The sequence below is a fragment of the Clostridium sp. SY8519 genome (assembly GCF_000270305.1).
Lineage (GTDB): Bacteria > Bacillota > Clostridia > Lachnospirales > Lachnospiraceae > SY8519.
The window spans coordinates 1,039,703-1,056,389 of sequence record NC_015737.1 but is presented as its reverse complement, the minus strand read 5'-3'; the positions used below and the strand labels follow the sequence as shown (position 1 = coordinate 1,056,389).

16 protein-coding genes, 1 tRNA gene and 1 pseudogene are annotated in these 16,687 nt (G+C 48.7%); 2 read left to right on the top strand and 16 right to left on the bottom strand.

Annotated features, from left to right (window positions below):
• Positions 1–43: 43 nt before the first annotated feature.
• The 13 genes and pseudogenes from CXIVA_RS14280 to CXIVA_RS04970 all read right to left on the bottom strand — a co-directional run bounded on the left by CXIVA_RS14280 (position 44) and on the right by CXIVA_RS04970 (position 10,118).
• A complete protein-coding gene (locus CXIVA_RS14280) occupies positions 44–1,513 on the bottom strand; it encodes a DUF5688 family protein (protein ID WP_013976924.1) in 1,470 nt (489 codons plus the stop codon).
• 11 nt (positions 1,514–1,524) lie between these two features.
• Positions 1,525–2,268 (bottom strand): hypothetical protein, encoded by a 744-nt coding sequence (locus tag CXIVA_RS05020; RefSeq protein ID WP_013976923.1) that lies wholly within the window; start codon positions 2,266–2,268, stop codon positions 1,525–1,527.
• An 83-nt stretch (positions 2,269–2,351) separates the two neighbouring features.
• On the bottom strand, positions 2,352–3,281 hold the full coding sequence (locus CXIVA_RS05015) for a ParB/RepB/Spo0J family partition protein (protein ID WP_013976922.1): 930 nt from the start codon (positions 3,279–3,281) through the stop codon (positions 2,352–2,354).
• Complete coding sequence (locus CXIVA_RS05010) at positions 3,238–4,065, bottom strand: AAA family ATPase (protein WP_013976921.1); 828 nt, start codon at positions 4,063–4,065, stop codon at positions 3,238–3,240. Before CXIVA_RS05010 ends, CXIVA_RS05015 begins: the two co-directional genes overlap by 44 nt.
• 15 nt (positions 4,066–4,080) lie before the next feature.
• Complete coding sequence (locus CXIVA_RS14275; RefSeq protein ID WP_242822917.1) at positions 4,081–4,449, bottom strand: DUF6017 domain-containing protein; 369 nt, start codon at positions 4,447–4,449, stop codon at positions 4,081–4,083.
• Between the two features lie 255 nt (positions 4,450–4,704).
• Positions 4,705–4,968, bottom strand: a pseudogene (locus CXIVA_RS14270) (replication initiator protein A); the annotation flags it as partial.
• Positions 4,961–5,203: a hypothetical protein gene (locus CXIVA_RS05000; protein WP_013976919.1), complete on the bottom strand. Its 243-nt coding sequence runs from the start codon at positions 5,201–5,203 to the stop codon at positions 4,961–4,963. The gene CXIVA_RS05000 and the pseudogene CXIVA_RS14270, both read right to left, overlap by 8 nt.
• Positions 5,193–5,519, bottom strand: coding sequence for a hypothetical protein (locus tag CXIVA_RS04995; RefSeq protein WP_013976918.1), 327 nt, complete (start codon positions 5,517–5,519; stop codon positions 5,193–5,195). The genes CXIVA_RS05000 and CXIVA_RS04995 overlap by 11 nt, the downstream gene beginning before the upstream one ends.
• A gap of 552 nt (positions 5,520–6,071) precedes the next feature.
• Positions 6,072–6,145: transfer RNA gene (locus CXIVA_RS04990), tRNA-Arg, on the bottom strand.
• A 405-nt stretch (positions 6,146–6,550) separates the two neighbouring features.
• Complete coding sequence (locus CXIVA_RS04985) at positions 6,551–7,438, bottom strand: DUF3881 family protein (protein WP_013976917.1); 888 nt, start codon at positions 7,436–7,438, stop codon at positions 6,551–6,553.
• 3 nt (positions 7,439–7,441) lie between these two features.
• A complete protein-coding gene (locus tag CXIVA_RS04980) occupies positions 7,442–7,960 on the bottom strand; it encodes a DUF4446 family protein (protein ID WP_013976916.1) in 519 nt (172 codons plus the stop codon).
• A 66-nt stretch (positions 7,961–8,026) separates the two neighbouring features.
• On the bottom strand, positions 8,027–9,349 hold the full coding sequence (locus CXIVA_RS14525; protein ID WP_013976915.1) for a ParB/RepB/Spo0J family partition protein: 1,323 nt from the start codon (positions 9,347–9,349) through the stop codon (positions 8,027–8,029).
• A 1-nt stretch (position 9,350) separates the two neighbouring features.
• A complete protein-coding gene (locus CXIVA_RS04970) occupies positions 9,351–10,118 on the bottom strand; it encodes an AAA family ATPase (RefSeq protein WP_013976914.1) in 768 nt (255 codons plus the stop codon).
• A 320-nt stretch (positions 10,119–10,438) separates the two neighbouring features.
• On the opposite strand from CXIVA_RS04970, the gene CXIVA_RS04965 reads away from it, so the two are divergent.
• Both CXIVA_RS04965 and rsmG read left to right on the top strand, forming a co-directional pair.
• Positions 10,439–11,386, top strand: coding sequence for an alpha/beta hydrolase (locus CXIVA_RS04965; RefSeq protein ID WP_013976913.1), 948 nt, complete (start codon positions 10,439–10,441; stop codon positions 11,384–11,386).
• Between the two features lie 25 nt (positions 11,387–11,411).
• Positions 11,412–12,149, top strand: coding sequence for a 16S rRNA (guanine(527)-N(7))-methyltransferase RsmG (rsmG, locus tag CXIVA_RS04960; RefSeq protein ID WP_013976912.1), 738 nt, complete (start codon positions 11,412–11,414; stop codon positions 12,147–12,149).
• A 354-nt stretch (positions 12,150–12,503) separates the two neighbouring features.
• On the opposite strand, the gene mnmG is transcribed toward rsmG, so the two are convergent.
• The 3 genes from mnmG to jag form a co-directional block, all read right to left on the bottom strand.
• Positions 12,504–14,396, bottom strand: coding sequence for a tRNA uridine-5-carboxymethylaminomethyl(34) synthesis enzyme MnmG (mnmG, locus tag CXIVA_RS04955; RefSeq protein WP_013976911.1), 1,893 nt, complete (start codon positions 14,394–14,396; stop codon positions 12,504–12,506).
• A 161-nt stretch (positions 14,397–14,557) separates the two neighbouring features.
• Positions 14,558–15,940, bottom strand: coding sequence for a tRNA uridine-5-carboxymethylaminomethyl(34) synthesis GTPase MnmE (mnmE, locus tag CXIVA_RS04950; protein ID WP_013976909.1), 1,383 nt, complete (start codon positions 15,938–15,940; stop codon positions 14,558–14,560).
• A gap of 126 nt (positions 15,941–16,066) precedes the next feature.
• The gene (jag, locus tag CXIVA_RS04945; RefSeq protein ID WP_013976908.1) at positions 16,067–16,687 is read right to left on the bottom strand and encodes an RNA-binding cell elongation regulator Jag/EloR; all 621 of its coding nucleotides are present in this window, start codon (positions 16,685–16,687) and stop codon (positions 16,067–16,069) included.

The window sequence follows — 16,687 nt, the reverse complement described above, 5'->3', positions numbered from 1 at the left end:
GGCGGAGCCGGCTGTAAAACCGGCCCCTTCCTTCATGCTGCAATCAACGGTCACTGTGATCCGGCGTCTTCCTGCGTTTTGCCTTCGGTTCCTTCTTCTGGGCATCTTTTGCCTGGGCTTTATCAACAGCCTTCTCCGGTTTTTCCACTTTTTCCTCGGGAAGAGGCAGTGCCATGATCCCGCGTCCCATCTTCATGAACATCTCCGGCGTGTGGAACATTTCTCCATACGTCTTCATCTGATCAGGCGTCAGAGACCCGAAGCTCTCCTCAGTCAGGCCGGTGACCATAAACGGACCGGCGATCACATCCATGATTTCTCCGTTTTCATCACGTAAAGACCGGTTCAGCGGAAGGCCGTTGATCTTGCCTTCCTCATTCATGACGAGGCCTACCTGATCGTCAAAAGGATAGACGACCTCGATATTGTCGCCGACAGCTGCCTGCAGGTCTTCCAGTTCAGTGCCGATCTCAATCTCTCTGGGATACTTGCCCGGTTCCACCATGAGAACAGAGATCGTCTCTGGGACAGGTTCAGCCGCATAGGCTGCAGCCTCCTCATGAACGACACCCGGCATAGCGTCCGCGATCATTTCACGCTCCTCTATGACCCTTTCCTCATAGGCAGAAGCCTTCTCGAAGACCTGAGCCTGGGCATCATAGTGGTAAGCTTCACTTCCAAGCTGCTCTTCCGGCATCACTTCCTGGGAATTGACAGCGGAGACCATAGCGCTCAGCTCCTGTGCGCTCATGCTGCCGTCATCCGCGAGAAGCAGGATCTCGTGGACAGACGAAGGAAGGATGAAATAGCTGCCGCCGATCTGGTCCGCAGCATCCTTAAAGAAGTCCGGATAGCCCATTACGCCAGCACCATTGACAGCGCCGGGAACCGTAGCGACCATAAGAGGCGGGGCCCCGACATCCTCCGGAGGGATCATGCCGCCGCTCATTTCCGAGAGAACCTCTGCCAGAGAGCGGAGAGAGACCGGATTCCTCTGCGGCGCGGAAATGGCGGCATCCGCCATCAGCTGTTCCGCGGTGATCCCGTAATTCTGTAGCATCTGGTTGGTGACAAGCACGGTGGCGTCCGCATTTTCCCTGTGATCCAGCTGGAAACGGTAGACAATGGCGATGTCTTCCATTGTCCTGTGGGGGATGGTGTCAAGCAGTGCACGGTTCGATCCGACCGGTACGGCTTGCATGATCAGGGTATGCTTCATCTGCTCGTAATCCGATAGGGTGGAAGCTTCCACCTGCGGAATCTGTTTTACAGCATCAGCGGCAAGGTTTTCGATACGCCTCATGACGATATCCATCGGCACTCCGTCCTGCAGCATCTCATACTGGGAATGCAGGTTCATGGTCGCGCCGGCATTGCCGCCTTCCGGCGTGATGGAAATACCGGTATAGGACTGGCCCTGCAGTTTCTCCACACTGCGGATTTCCACGTTCATATAGGGGAACTGCTGCTGGAGATCCGCTCTTACCTGCTCCAAAAACTGTTCATAATCCATGGTTTTCCTCCTTAAACGAAACGAAGCGCCGGATAACTGGCGCCTTCTTCAAAATCTATAGTCTCAGTGTTGTCTCTCATGAACTTGCGGACGCGGTGGCGGTCCAGGGCATCCGGCGTGATGAGGAAATGATCTTTATTCAGCCGGATCACAACGACGGGGCCGACCAGATAAAGGTCGCTTTCTGTTTTGATCTCTGTGCCTTCTTCATAGAGATAATAGAGATCTTTGACGCCCGGGATCGCACGCATAACGCTGTGCTCATTCAGCCAGGGACAGATGCGGAGAACATGCTCAAAGGGGAAGACTCTGTAATCTCCGGCATCATAGAAAAGCAGCGCAACGGAGTCTTCTTCAGGAACAGGGATCTCCGGCACGGGATTCCTCTTCGTAGCGGTTCCCGCCATTCGCTTTTCAGCTGCCATTCGTTCATAGGCCTGTATGCTCTGCGCGATACGGATCAGCTCATTGCGGAGTTCCGGAGGCGCACAGCAGGTGCATTCTTCTTCCGGCTCTTCCTCGGCGGGATCCTCATCATCAAGGTTTTCCACCTCGATCAGGAACTCGCGGATTGCCTCGATCACCTCGACGGCATCGCAGAATTCATCGATCGTATCCTCCAGGCAAAGGAGCACTTCTTCGATGGTCTCGCTTTCATCGAGATTTGCTTCCAGATCGACAGAGAAATCGATCAGCTCATCCAGTTTCTTAAGGATTTCCATAGCCTGCTTTTCGGTTGCTTTCATCTTTGACATAGTCTGTTTTCCTTTCATATTTGGCATAAAAAAAGACATTCCCGCATGGAGAACGTCCGTCTTCAGAGATACGTTATTTGGTTTTATCGCTCCTGATTCCGCTGTTTGCGCTTCTGCCACTGTTCCAGAAGCTTTATGATCTGGTCCTGCATCTGCTGCGCGGTATAGGAACGGGGGAAATACTTCCGAAGGGTCTCATTCCGGAAGGTGACTCGCTCCAGATCGCCTTTCTTTACTTCGTTCATGATCTCACGCATGGCGTCGGGGGTGAGTTTTCCATCCTGACTGAGTTTCTTTAGGCGCTGGGCCTGTGAGAGGGACGGTGCATTCTGCGACCATTCCATGACCGACAGGAACATTTCCTGCTCGGTAGGCTTCAGGTAGGAGAGTTCGACTGCAGGGTTAAAGGAGATCTTCTTTTCATCGACCAGCTCAAGGAGTTCTGGGATCAGGTAGGTGAGGCGGATATAACGCTGAATTTGATTTCGGCTCTGTCCCATTTCTTCAACCATAATTTCATCCGTTCTTTTTTGTGTCCCAACTTGGGACGCATTTTCTCTTGACGGCCTGCCAGCACGCCTTTTCATTGCTTCGTTCTTCATCTTATAAGCAAATGCCCGCTCGCTCGGCAGGATGTGCTCCCTCTGCAGGTTGGAATCGACCATCAGCACGGTTGCGGCGTCATCATCCATGTCCCGGACAATGACAGGCACTTCCGTAAGACCTGCTGCCTGTGCGGCATGGACTCTGCGGTGACCGGAAATGATCTCATAGGTCCCGTCCTCCAGAGGCCTTGCGATCAGCGGCGTCAGAACACCGAACTGTGCAATGCTTTCCGTTGTCCTCAGCATAGCTTCGTCATCCACCACCTTGAAGGGATGATCCCTGAACGGCACCAGTTCACTGATCGGTATCTTTTGTATCCGTTCCAACTGGGCGTCCGCACGGCTTTCATCGGTCTCAAAGATATCATCGTAGCTGCTCAAGGTGATGTTTGCGCCTTTTTTCGGCATCGCGGATCACCTCCTTCGTCAGTTCTTTGTAGGCCGCAGCAACCTTTCCTCCGGGATCATGAGCGAAGATGCTCTTACCCTCTGCGCTGATCTCCGCCGCCCGGACGGATCGTGGAATCTCAACATCAAATACCTTCAGCCGGCTGCCGTACGTTTCACGGATCAGGCCGGCAATCTCTTTGGCATTGTTGGTCCTCGCATCGACCATCGTCAGCAGGATCCCTTCGATCCGCAGTTTCGGATTGATCTGCCGCTTCACTTTATTGACGGTCTGAAGGAGCTGCTCCAGACCTTTGGCGGACAGATACTGGGCCTGAACCGGGACGATCAGCTGGTCGGAAGCCGCCAGGGCATTGACCGTCAGCATGCCAAGGGACGGCATGCAGTCCAGAATAATAAACTCATAGTTCTTCTTTAACGCTTCCAGATACTGCTTTAGAATAGATTCCCGGCTCATGGCATTGACCAGAGAGACCTCCAGGCCGGACAAGGAAATGTTTGCCGGCATCAGATCCACGCCTTCCGGATGGGTAAGGATTCCCTCACGGAGCTGTATATCCTCATCCGTGATCACCTTTTGCATCATATCGGAAATCGTGACCGGCAGCTCATCCGGCCTCGGATGGCCAAGGCTGATGGTAAGAGAGGCCTGCGGATCCATATCCACCAAAAGCACTTTCTTTCCTTCCTGCGCAAGCCCGACGCCCAGATTTTCCGTTGTAAAAGTCTTTCCGACGCCGCCTTTCTGGTTTCCGCAGCAAAGGACCGTCGCTTTATTTGGCATTTTTTGCATCACCTCCTACACAAGGCCGTTAGCCATGTCATTGTTCACCCAGGACCGGTAATAGGGACTGATTGTTGTGGTGGCATTGAAAAGAGTAGCCAGCAGATACTGATTCACGTTCCGGATCCGGGTCGTATTATCCGACAGGCACTTCAGGACATACTCGATATGGCTGGAATTCAGCTTCATGAACCGGCTTTTCACCACTTCTATAGGCTTTTTATCTCCGCTGATTACGATCCATGGCTTGTTGGCACAGCAGGTATCCACGATCAGATCCAGAATCCCGTCCAGCGTATCCCGCTCACCCGGATTGTTCTGCTTCAGAAAATCGATCTCAAGAGCCTCTCTGAAATATTCCTCATAGGCAGCTCTCGTTCTCATCTCTTCTGATCTGCCGTCAGCGGAAAAGAAAAGATCAGTATCGCTATATTCTGTATTATTGGATTCAGTATTATTACATTGCGGTTTCGGCAACTCTTGAATTGTGCTTTCAGCAATTCCAGAATTGCGATTTTGACAATTCAAGAATTGCGCATTTGACATCGGCACGAATTTCTTCACATAGATCAGACTGGGTTTCCCCTGCCCCTGACGCTTACGTTCTATCAGATGTGCTTTCGTCTCCAGATTGTTCATTAACTTGACCGCTTTATGCTGAGCACAGTTTAAAGCTTCCATAACGTCTTCAATGGTGAATATGATATACACACGTCCGTCATCATCCATCCACCGGTTTTTAGCGGAAAGGCTCATCCGGTCGAGTAATATTCCGTATAGAAGCTTATCGTCAGATGTTAGATCCTTATAGATCGGGAGATTGATCAGGAGCTTCGGCACACGGATAAAGCTGTATGCATCCGCTTCAAGACCATAAAAATAGTCAAGATAATAATTATCCATCCACCTTCACCACCTCCGGTCCCGGAATCTTGTCCTTTTTCAGGGGTCTCTTGCGGAAGATCTCCGTATCCCTCTGGTAAGGACATCTGGCATACAGGCATTTCCTGTACTTGAACTCCGGCTGATAATACTGGCATTTCGCACAGCTGGGCGGCTTCTCGCCAATCCCTGTTTTCCGTGCTTTCTTGATCATCGACTCATAGTGACGATAACGCTGTAGATCTTTATCCGACATAGGCTGAACTCCTTTCTTCCTTCATCATCAGCTTCACGGTTCTGGCACGGCGTTCTTGCAGCCAGTGTTCCAGATCCTTATAACAGCTCGCCGTGACACATGGCTGGCCTTTGGCATAAGGACAGTTCTCGCATTTCTTTTCCTGTTCTGTCTTTATGACTTCAGCCAGGTAATAGCAGTTCTCTTTGCCTAGCGAGCAGCCGACCTTACGGTTCTTCCAGAAAAAGCACTTCCTGCAGTCATGCGGACGTTCTGCATAGTAGCGGACGCCGTCGATCATAATGGTTTTTCTCTGTAGTTTCTGTCTTGTTCTCATCTGATACCTCCATTTCCGTGCGCGGTGCGCGAGGAGCTTGCGGACGCGGTGCGCGCGCGACTCCATCTTCTTAAGAGTTCAAAAGAAAAAGCCCGCTTCGGTACTGCAGATGCAGATCAGAAACGGGCTATGTACGGAGGTTCAATGCGGGGCGGGTGCTTTTAGAACAACTAATATTTCAAGGCTCCAGGTTCAATGAAGATGAAGAAATATTAGCCGGAATCTGTGCCTGAGACGGACCCCGGATGAAAATAGGGGAACCAGCATTTGGTGGATGGAGAATTAAAAAAAGAGGAAAAGGCCCGTTTTCAAGGCATTTGCGAGGAATGTCCTCTAATGATCGCGGATTATCACCGGTGCGCTCGTGTGATCAGCGCAACAAACGCCTTCGTTGAACCGAAGCCCCGAAAACCGGCTGAAAATCGGCTCGTTAGAAGAATCGGCGAAATTTTAGATTCCAGCTAATATGTAAGGGGAGTTTTTAGACGGAAATCGTCTTCTGAGATAGAAGAAGCGGGAACCGATTTTTTCGGTCCCCGCCCTCTGAAATAGCGTTCCTGGCGGGATTCGAACCCACGACCTTCCGCTTAGGAGGCGGACGCTCTATCCTGCTGAGCTACAGAAACATCTTTGATTTTTCCTGTATTTTCAAGGCTTTCCGGCCTTCGAGGATCAGGTCCCTCGCGAGGAAAAGTTCTAAAACGTCTAATAAAAATCGTCTAATACGGGGCGGGTGTTTCATAACACCCATAACGCCTTCGTTAGAACTTTCGCTCATTTTTGTCCCGCAGTCGGTTCGGATCGAACGCCCATCCTGTTTTTCAGATTCCTCCGAGTCGTTTGTTAAAAACGTTCTTAGGAGGCGCTTGTTTTATCCGTTAAACTAACAGGACAAATGCCGATTTTTCTCACCGCAGAGAACTTCCGTCCCCTTCGTAAGCTTCTGGATCGGTAACCAGTTATTAAATTTTCACCGAAAGGAATGTATTTTCTTTTCAGGCGGATCGCACCGGCTCCCCGCCTGATCCTTTTTAACTGAAATTAATAAATCCCTGCATCAGGATACGTCCCCGGAACCTGCGCCCTACAGCCGGCTCCCCATAGAGATCCCGCTCATTGATGATAATATCAAAGACCAGGTCGTTGCAGTCCAGCCCCAGAATCCATACGGATTCATTTGTCGTCTGATTATGCGTCCGACGGCAGGAAAGAATCTCCCCGATCACTACATACTGATCACTTTCAATCCCATAGGGGATAAAACTGCTTTCCACAATACTCAGGATATCTTCTTTATTGTGGTTCACACGCTGGGACAGCATGGAATAGGTATCCATATCATTCAGTGTCAGACTGTCGATAGCTTCCTGGCTGCCGCTTTTGGCTTCATTCAGAAGATCCATGCGCTTCTTGGATATCTCTGTCCGCTGTTTTACCTGCTGCTCTGTTTTCAGCACCGGTAATAGAATTTTACCACTACTTGCCAGCCCTGACAAGACTGCATTTGATGCATTGAACTGATTTCCGTACAGCAGCCGGGCATTCAGCAGATCGGCCACATTGTCAATGTAAAAGATCAGAGTGGCACCCAGCCGAAGATCATCGCAGATCCCCGCATAGGCCTCTTTCTGCGCAAAACGTTCCACTTCAATTTGTTCATAAGTGGATATATCTGATCCGCGAAAGAAAGGAAAATAGTATTCAATATGAAACTCGTTATTCTCCAGAAAATCCCCGCACACCGTGATGCCGAAATTCTCTCCATACTCCCGGGAAAAGCTCCCGAATCCGTTGCCGTAAATATCACGTGTCACTGACTTGCGATCCGGGTTCCGCACAATATCTTCCAGAATATCGAACAGTTCTGTGTTCTTCTGCAGGTTATGAAAACCTATGGATCTCAAGAAATTATGTATCATCTGCTACTCCTGTGAATGCATGGCCATCTCTACTGCCTCTTTTTCTTCCTGTGCCAGCAGCAGGACGGAATTGCCCTCGATGATTTCTTTAATATAAGTATAACATCCTTCTTTACTGTGTACAGCATTTAATACGAATCCTGTATTTTTTCGGTTGAGCATCGCAAGCGAGAAGGAAAGCTTGCCGCCCATCTCATCAAAGGCATCGTATTTTACCAGACCCATTTTCTGATAGGTATCATCAAATTCATCCATGATTTCATGTACCTTGTTTTCTGCCTGTTTTTCTTCCATCCGTACCTGATCCAGATGATCCAGCTGGCTTTTCAGTACGCCTTCCAGTGACTGTCCATCATGGCCGCGCATGAACTTTTCATAGGCTGCCCGCAGCTTTCTGCTTCTTCCGGCCAGAACACAGCAGACAATAATCAGTATAACTACCAGTGCTGCCAGCACTAATACCATAAAGTCCGCAGAAATACCTGTCAGACTTTTCAGGCTCAGGTCCAATATTCCACTCATTTTATCCCTCTTTCCAGAACATCAGTTCCTTATTGTTCCTTTTCTTTGAAGACAGTGCTTTCTCTGTCAGATGTCTTGATCAATAGATTTCAGCATCAGAAGAATATGATCCAGCTCTTCCTGTGAAAAATAGGAGATCTCGATCTTACCCTGTTTGCCTTTGTTCTTGATTTCTACTTTTGTTCCCAGCACCAGCTTCATCTGTTCTTCCAGATCCCGATACAAATGTTCCAGTTCCGGAGATTCTTTTTTCTTTTCTTTTGTTTTCTTCGGATGCAGCAGGGAACGGATCAACTGCTCCACTTCCCGGACGCTCAGTTTCTTTTCTGCCGTCTGTTCTGCTACCTCCACCTGAAGCGCCGGATCCTCCAGAGCAATCAATGCCCGGGCGTGTCCTACGCTCAGTTTTCCGTCAATCAGCATCTGCTGAACCTTCTGATCCAGTTTTAAAAGCCGCATGGAATTAGTGATCACCGTCCGGCTTTTGGATACACGTTTTGCCACATCACTCTGTTTTAACTGAAATTCTTCAATCAGGGTGCGATAGGCATGCGCTTCTTCAATCGGATTCAGGTCTTCCCGCTGAATATTTTCAATCAGGGAGATTTCAACGATCTCCTGATCCGTCAGTTCCCGCACAATTACCGGCACTTCTTTCAGTCCTGCCAGTTTTGCCGCTCTCCAGCGCCGTTCCCCGGCGATAATCTGATAGTAGTCTTTTTTATCCGTCACCAGCAGAGGCTGCAGAATCCCATATTCGGAAATAGAATCTGCCAGTTCTTTCAGGGATTCCCGGTCAAACTCTTTTCTGGGCTGATTCCGGTTGGGTTCCACCCGATCGATGGGAACCGTAGTTTCCTTTCCTTTGCTTCCGGCAGTGCTTTCTGTCTCTTTCTTTGCAGCGGATTTTTCTTCCTTAGGAACAGACGCAGAGGCTTTGTCTGTTTGGGATACAGCACTTTTTCCCTTTACAGAAACATCATCCTGTGCAGATTTTTCTTTCTGCTTCGGCAATTTTTCCTCTGCAGTATTTGCTTCCTGTTCCGATGATTTTTCCTCGGCAGTGTTTGCCTTCTGCTTTGTGGATTTTATCCGTGCTGTATTTTCTTCCTGACCTGTGGCCTTTGCACCGGCAGAACTTTTTTTCTGCTCACCAGTTTTCACGCCGGCAGATTTTTTTGTCTGTTTCGCAGTTTTCACTTCCGCGGATTTTTCTTCCTGCTTTGTGGATTTCGCTTCCGCAGATTTTTTCTCCTGCGCAGGCCCTGCCTGCCCGGCAGTATCCTCTGTATGATCCGAATGCCCCGTCTTCTTTTCTTCTGTCCGATTTCTTTTCGGCGGAATCAGCGCATCCAGGCCGCTTCCCAGTCCTCTTCTTCTTGCTGCCATGTCAGATATCCTCTCTTTCGATCACTTCTGTCGCAAGTGCGCGATACGCTGCTGCACCTGTGGAGCGGTCATCGTACTGATTGATCGGCATTCCGTAGCTTGGTGCTTCTGCCAGACGGATGTTGCGTGGAATCAGAGTCTCATAAATGTAGGTGTCCATGTATTTCTTTACATTTGTAATCACATCATTGGACAGATTCGTGCGGGAATCATACATGGTAAATACGATTCCTTCCACCTTCAGATTTTCATTTAAGCGCTCCTGGATCAGGTTGATCGTATACATAAGCTGGCTCAATCCTTCCAGCGCATAGTATTCACACTGAATTGGGACAAGAACTGTATCCGCAGTCGTCATTGCATTAATGGTCAGCATGCTCAGCGATGGCGGGCAGTCAATAATAACGAAATCATAGTCATCCACGATATAATCCAGCTCTTCTTTCAGTCGATACTCCTTGTTTTTCGTCTCAACTAATTCGATTTCTGAAGCTGCCAGATTCATATTGGCCGGAATAATATCGAGATTTTCCGTATTTGTACTTACAGCCGCCTTTTTTGCTGTACATTCCCCGATCAGAAGTTCATAAGTGGAAAATTCTATTTCATTTTTATCCAGCCCCACTCCTGTCGTGGCATTGCCCTGAGGATCCAGATCCACAAGAAGCACTTTTTTTCCCTGTTCGGCGATGCATGCCGCAAGGTTAATGGAGGTCGTAGTCTTTCCTACTCCTCCTTTTTGGTTTGCTATTGCAATTATTCGTTTCAATCTGTTTTCCTTTCCAAACGATATTTTATAGTATAGCATGTTTTATAGGGGCATTCCATAGCAATGTTTCACGTGAAACATCTGATTTTCCAATTTGTTTTGGTTGTTTTGAAATGTTTCACGTGAAACATTTTTTCTTCATTCTTTGGTTCACGTAAAACAGAGAGGTTTCACGTGAAACATTATCCTGCGTTCCAGGGTTTTACGTTAAAAACCAGATTATATTTGTCATGCCTGCGGATATCTTTTATAATTGAATAGAACTGCAGGCTGTCATATGCTCAGCAACCTGCTTAGTTTTAATTTGCAAAGGAGTCCTTATGAAAAAACGTATTTTTTCTTTGTTCAGTACCGGGTCAATCCTCGGTTTTGCATTTTTATTTAATACATTTTCCGGCTTTCGTTCTGTCATGGGGAACCGTCTTTCCCTGAAGAACGGCCATTATTATCGCTGGAAGTACGGCAACGTCTATTATTCCAAATGCGGAACTGGTACACCGCTTCTCCTGATTCATGAACTGCTGCCTACCAGCTCCGGAGAAGAATGGGCGGAATCTCTCCGCACTCTTGCGGAAGCTCACACCGTATACACTCTGGACCTGCCGGGATGCGGACGTTCCGACAAGCCGGATCTGCTGTATACGCAGTATTTCTATGATCAGATGATCGTAGATTTTATTTCAGATATCATCCAGGCACCTTGTGATGTAATGGCCACCGGTACATCATTTTCTATTGCAGTTATGGCACGAAAACTGGATCCCAGCCGTTTTCTCCATATCATCGGGGTCAATCCATCCCCCATCGAATGGACGTACCGATATCCTACGGTCATTCACCGGCTGTTGCGGTATATCCTGATGTCCCCCTTTGCAGGCACTTTTATCTACAATGTGAGCCACTGCAAATTTCTGGTTACAAACGACATGGTAAAAAATGCCTTCTATGAGCCTGCAAAGCTGAAGAAAGAGACTGTGGATCTGTATTATCGATTTGCCCACTATGACCATCACCTGAACAAAATGCTTTTTTCCAGCATGCTTACCCGATTTATGAATCTGGATATCAGAGATGGCATCCGGCAAGGAGAAAATCTCAGCATTATTGCCGGGGAAGCGGATGAGCAGGGCGTACACGCAGCCAAAGCCTGCGCCCGCATGAATGGTTCTGTCCGGGTGCGGAGAATTCAAAAAACAAAACATCTGCCGCAAATGGAAAATCCGGGACTTTTCTGCATGACTGCAGAAAAGCTTCTGACACACAAATGAATTACGAATTGGAGATATATGATTTATGACCTATGACCTCACCAAACTTCAGACATCTGCTGCTGCACTCGGCATTACCCTTTCCGAAGCACAGCTTGCGCAGTTTCTTACCTATTATAAGATGCTGATTGCCTGGAATGAAAAAATGAACCTCACTGCTGTCACCGACTTTCAAGAAGTGCTGGAAAAGCATTTCCTGGATAGCCTTTCCCTGATACAGGCTGTGGATCTGCATGCCGCTGCCGAAAAGAAACCACTCCGACTCATTGATGTCGGCACCGGTGCCGGATTTCCCGGTATTCCATTAAAAATCGCCTTTCCTCAGCTTTCGGTGGTTCTGCTGGATTCTTTAAACAAGCGCATCCGTTTTCTCCATGCAGTAACCGAGGAACTGGGACTTACGAACATCACAGCCATCCATGGCCGTTCCGAGGAACTGGCCCGCAGCAAGGAATACCGGGAATCCTTTGACCTCTGTGTTTCCCGGGCAGTAGCCAACCTTTCTACCTTATCGGAATATTGTCTTCCCTTTGTGCGGGTCGGCGGTCTGTTTCTCTCCTACAAAGGCAGTGAAGTGGATGAGGAAGCAGAAACAGCGGAACACGCCATCCACCTTCTGGGAGGGTCGATCCGTGAGATCAAACGCTTCTCCCTGCCGAACACCACCTATGGCAGATCGCTGGTTGTCATTCAGAAAAAGAAAAATACCCCGGGGAAATACCCGCGAAAAGCAGGCACTCCTTCCAGGGAACCGCTGCAATAAGACCATTTTCTAACGCTCTGTATGCGTTTTTCATGCATGGTTTCCCTTCCATTCCACATGCAGTGTGAGAAAAATTTCATATTGCCTTTTTGTCTGTTTATTTTATTATTATTTAAAAAGCAGTCGGACAACTCGTGAATTTGTTTTGATTTTGTTTCCGTGTTTTAAAACCAAAATCAAAGACAACCACAACGTCCGGCTGCTTTTCTCTTTTTCCTTAATATGCTCTAATTCTGTTCAGATGCTATTCGGATTTTCGCGCGATCAGATGTTCTTCCGCATTTTACCCTTCCAGTTTCTTCTAATGCGTCCGTTTCTTTAATTTCTTCTATGATTTCTTTTCTTCTGATACTTCTATTTCGTCTGTTCTTGCTGATGAAGCTGTTCCATGTATACCAGAAGTACAGAAATATCTGCTGGTGACACACCGGAGATTCGGGAAGCCTGTCCGATGGATTCCGGCTGGTACAGATTCAGTTTCTGCTGGGCCTCGATTCTGAGTCCGCTGATCGTACTGTAGTCGAACTCTGCGGGAAGTTTTTTCCCTTCCAGCCGTTTGAACTGTTTGACCTGTTTCATCTGCCGTCGGATATAACCGTCATACTTGATATTAATTGTAACCTGCTCGATCACATCCCGGGGCAGCGGCTTTCGATCCGGATCCAGCGGGGCGATTTTATCATAATCCAGTTCCGGCCGGCGAATCAGTTCTGCCAGACTGGTACTGGTATGCAGGGGCTGGCTCCCTAACCGGGAAAGAAATTCTCCGATCTGTCTGCCGGCACCCACTTTTATGGTTTCCATCCGCGCAATCTCTTCCCGGATGAAACGCTCCTTTTCCTTCACCTTTTCATACCGTTCTCTGGAAATCAGGCCAACCTTATATCCTTTTGGTGTGAGACGGAGATCCGCATTATCCTGGCGCAGCAGGAGACGATATTCCGACCGGGAGGTCATCATGCGGTAAGGTTCATGATTTTCCTTGGTCACCAGATCATCGATCAGAACACCGATATAGGATTCGGAACGGTCCAGAACCAGTGGATCCTTCCCGAGGATCTGCATGGCTGCGTTTATACCGGCAATCAGCCCCTGACAGGCTGCTTCTTCATATCCGGAACTTCCGTTAAACTGCCCGCCGGAAAAAAGCCCGTGAATGTTTTTGAATTCCAGGGACGGACGCAGCTGTCTGGGATTGATACAGTCATACTCGATGGCATAGGCATTCCGCACAATTTTGGCATGCTCCAATCCCGGCACCGAATGATACATAGCATACTGCACATCCTCCGGAAGAGAGGAGGACATCCCGCTTAAATACATTTCGTTGGTATCCAGACCTTCCGGTTCGATGAAGATCTGATGCCGTTTTTTATCGGCAAATTTCACCACTTTGTCCTCGATAGACGGACAGTATCTGGGACCGGTACCCTCGATTACGCCGGAATACATGGGGGAACGGTCCAGATTTTCCCGGATAATCCGATGGGTTTCCTCATTGGTATAAGTCAGCCAACAGCTTACCTGATCGATCTGGACAGATTCCGGATCAGTCGTAAAGGAGAAGGGAACCACCCGTTCATCCCCCTTCTGCTCCTCCATTTTTGAAAAATCCATGCTTCTTTTATCAATTCTGGCCGGTGTACCGGTCTTAAACCGGTACATCTCCACACCATTGTCCTTCAGGGAATCCGTCAGATGTGTGGCTGCCATCAGTCCGTTGGGTCCGGTCTGATTGATCACTTCTCCGAAGAGACATCTGGCGTTCAGATAGGTTCCGGTACACAGAACCACCGCCCGCGCATGATACGTGGCGCCGGAGATTGTCTTTACACCACGGACAGTATGATCTTCCACTATCAGCTCGCAGACCTCGCTCTGGCGAATGGTCAGATGATCCGTATTCTGCAGCGTCCTACGCATACGGGCGCTGTAAGCAGCCTTGTCCGCCTGGGCACGCAGAGAGTGTACTGCCGGTCCTTTGGAGCGGTTCAGCATCTTGGACTGAATAAAGGTATGGTCAATATTCACTCCCATTTCTCCGCCCAGGGCATCGATTTCACGCACCAGATGCCCTTTGGAGCTGCCGCCGATATTAGGGTTGCAGGGCATCATGGCAATCGCTTCCACGCTTACGGTAAACAGTATGGTCTCCAGTCCCAGTCTGGCGCAGGCCAGTGCCGCTTCACAGCCGGCATGACCGGCTCCCACCACCACCACATCATAATTTTCTTCTAGTACAGGCATGATTATTCCCTTCTTCTGTCAATGCGTTCTTCGGTTTTCCACTTTTTCCACCATTAACTTTTCTTTTTTCCAGAACGGAAACATTCCATCTCTCCTGGTTTTTCGTTACATACGTGGATAAGTGTACTGTTTTGTGGATAAATGTATGGATAAGTCTGTCTCTACTTGCCCATACAGAATTCGGAGAAGATCTCATCCACAAGATCATCTTCCACCGCTTCGCCGATCATTTTTCCCAGTTCCTGATAGGCATCCATCATATCAATGGTCAGAAAGTCTTCCGGCATCTGATTTTCCATACTCTGCAATACCTGACCGATACTTTCCCAGGCAAGGGTCAGCGTATTTTTCTGGCGGGCATTGGTAAGATAGACTTCGTCATTAAAGGACAGATTCCCGTGGAAAAACATGTCCTTTACCCGGTCTCTGAACTGCTGCAGGCCGGTTCCGTCCACCATGGACACCGGGATCACCTCCTGATCCGGATCCAGATGCGCACGGAGCTCTTCCGCCGAGGTCTCCTCTTTCAGATCCGATTTATTCAGCAGAACGATGACTCTGCGTCCGGCGATGCGCTGCAGAATCTCAGAATCATTTTCATCCAGCGGTGTCGAGGAATCCGCTACGTACAGAATCAGATCCGCATCTTCCATGGCCTGACGGGAACGTTCCACACCGATCCGCTCCACCGTATCCTCCGTATCGCGGATCCCTGCAGTATCCACAATATTCAGGCCGATGCCGTCCAGCTGTATGGACTCCTGCAGTGTGTCTCTGGTGGTTCCGGCAATATCCGTCACAATCGCCCGTTCTTCGCCGGTCAGCGCGTTCAGGAGAGAAGATTTTCCGGCATTCGGCTTGCCCACGATCACAGTATTGATGCCTTCTTTCAGGATTCTCCCATCATCTGCCCGGTCCAGCAGGTGCTTCAGTTCACTGTGAATTTTCTGCATTTTCTGCTTCAGTTCCGGCAGATAACCGTCCAGGGTATAATGTTCCGGATCATCCAGGGCAGATTCAATAAAGGCCAGTTCATACAGCAGGCGGCCGCGGATATCTGTGATTTTATCCCGGATACTGCCCTGCAGCTGCCGCACCGAAGATTTCAGCGCATTGTCGCTTTTGGCATTGATGATGTCAATGACCGATTCTGCCTGTGTCAGGTCAATCCGGCCGTTTAAAAAGGCGCGTTTTGTATATTCCCCCGGTTCCGCCGGTCTGGCGCCGTTTTTTAATACCACTTCCAGGATGCGCTTCATGACAATGACGCCCCCGTGGGTATCAATTTCCACCGTGTCCTCTCTGGTATAAGTATGGGGACCGCGCATTACAAGAAGCAGCACTTCATCCACAATTTCTTCCCCATCGCAGATATACCCGTAATGCACAGTATGCGAATCCATCTGGCTGACCTTTTTCTTTGATTTGATCGGACGGAAAATGCGGTCTGCCACTTCCAGGGATTCCTCCCCGCTGATCCGGATAATCCCGATCCCCGCAGGCGCCATGGCTGTGGCAATCGCTGCAATTGTATCTGTCTTCATCTCTCTGCCCTCTTGCTTCTTTCCGAAACTCAATCCGGGATGACCCTTTATCTGTCATCCGAATTCTGTAAAAAACAGGCTTTTCCAAAAGAGTCATTTGAAAAAGCCTGTTACATGGTATCGTTATTATTTTTTTAATGTGACTACAACGAAACGGTACGGTTCTTCCCCTTCACTGTGTGTCTCCACGTATTTATCATCCTGCAGCGCGCAGTGGATAATACGTCTTTCAAATGGATTCATCGGCTCTAACGATACATCTTTTCTGGTTCTTTTTACCTTATAGGCAATATTCTTTGCCAGATTTTCCAGTGTCTGCTGTCTGCGGTGGCGATAATCCTCCGTGTCAATACGCACCTTTGTATAATGGTCCGAATGTTTATTTAAAGACAGATTGGTCAGATACTGAAGCGCATCCAGCGTCTGTCCGCGCTTTCCGATCAAAATGCCCATATCATCGCCCTTTAACTCCACATCAATGCAGTCATCTTCCGTATTGTGGAAAATGATTTCCACGTCCAGGTGCATGGCCGCAAATACCTGGCTCAGGAAATCTCTGATCCGGTCTTCCGGGGAAAACTTTCTGCGGGCTCTGATTACAGCAGGCTTGGAATTAAATCCAAGGAATCCTGAAGCTCCCTTGTCCAGGACCTCATACTCAATCTGGTCGCTGGTTGTTCCAAGTTGAACAGTAGCCTCAGTCAAAGCTTCTTCAACAGTCTTGCCGGAAACTTCGATATAATCCAT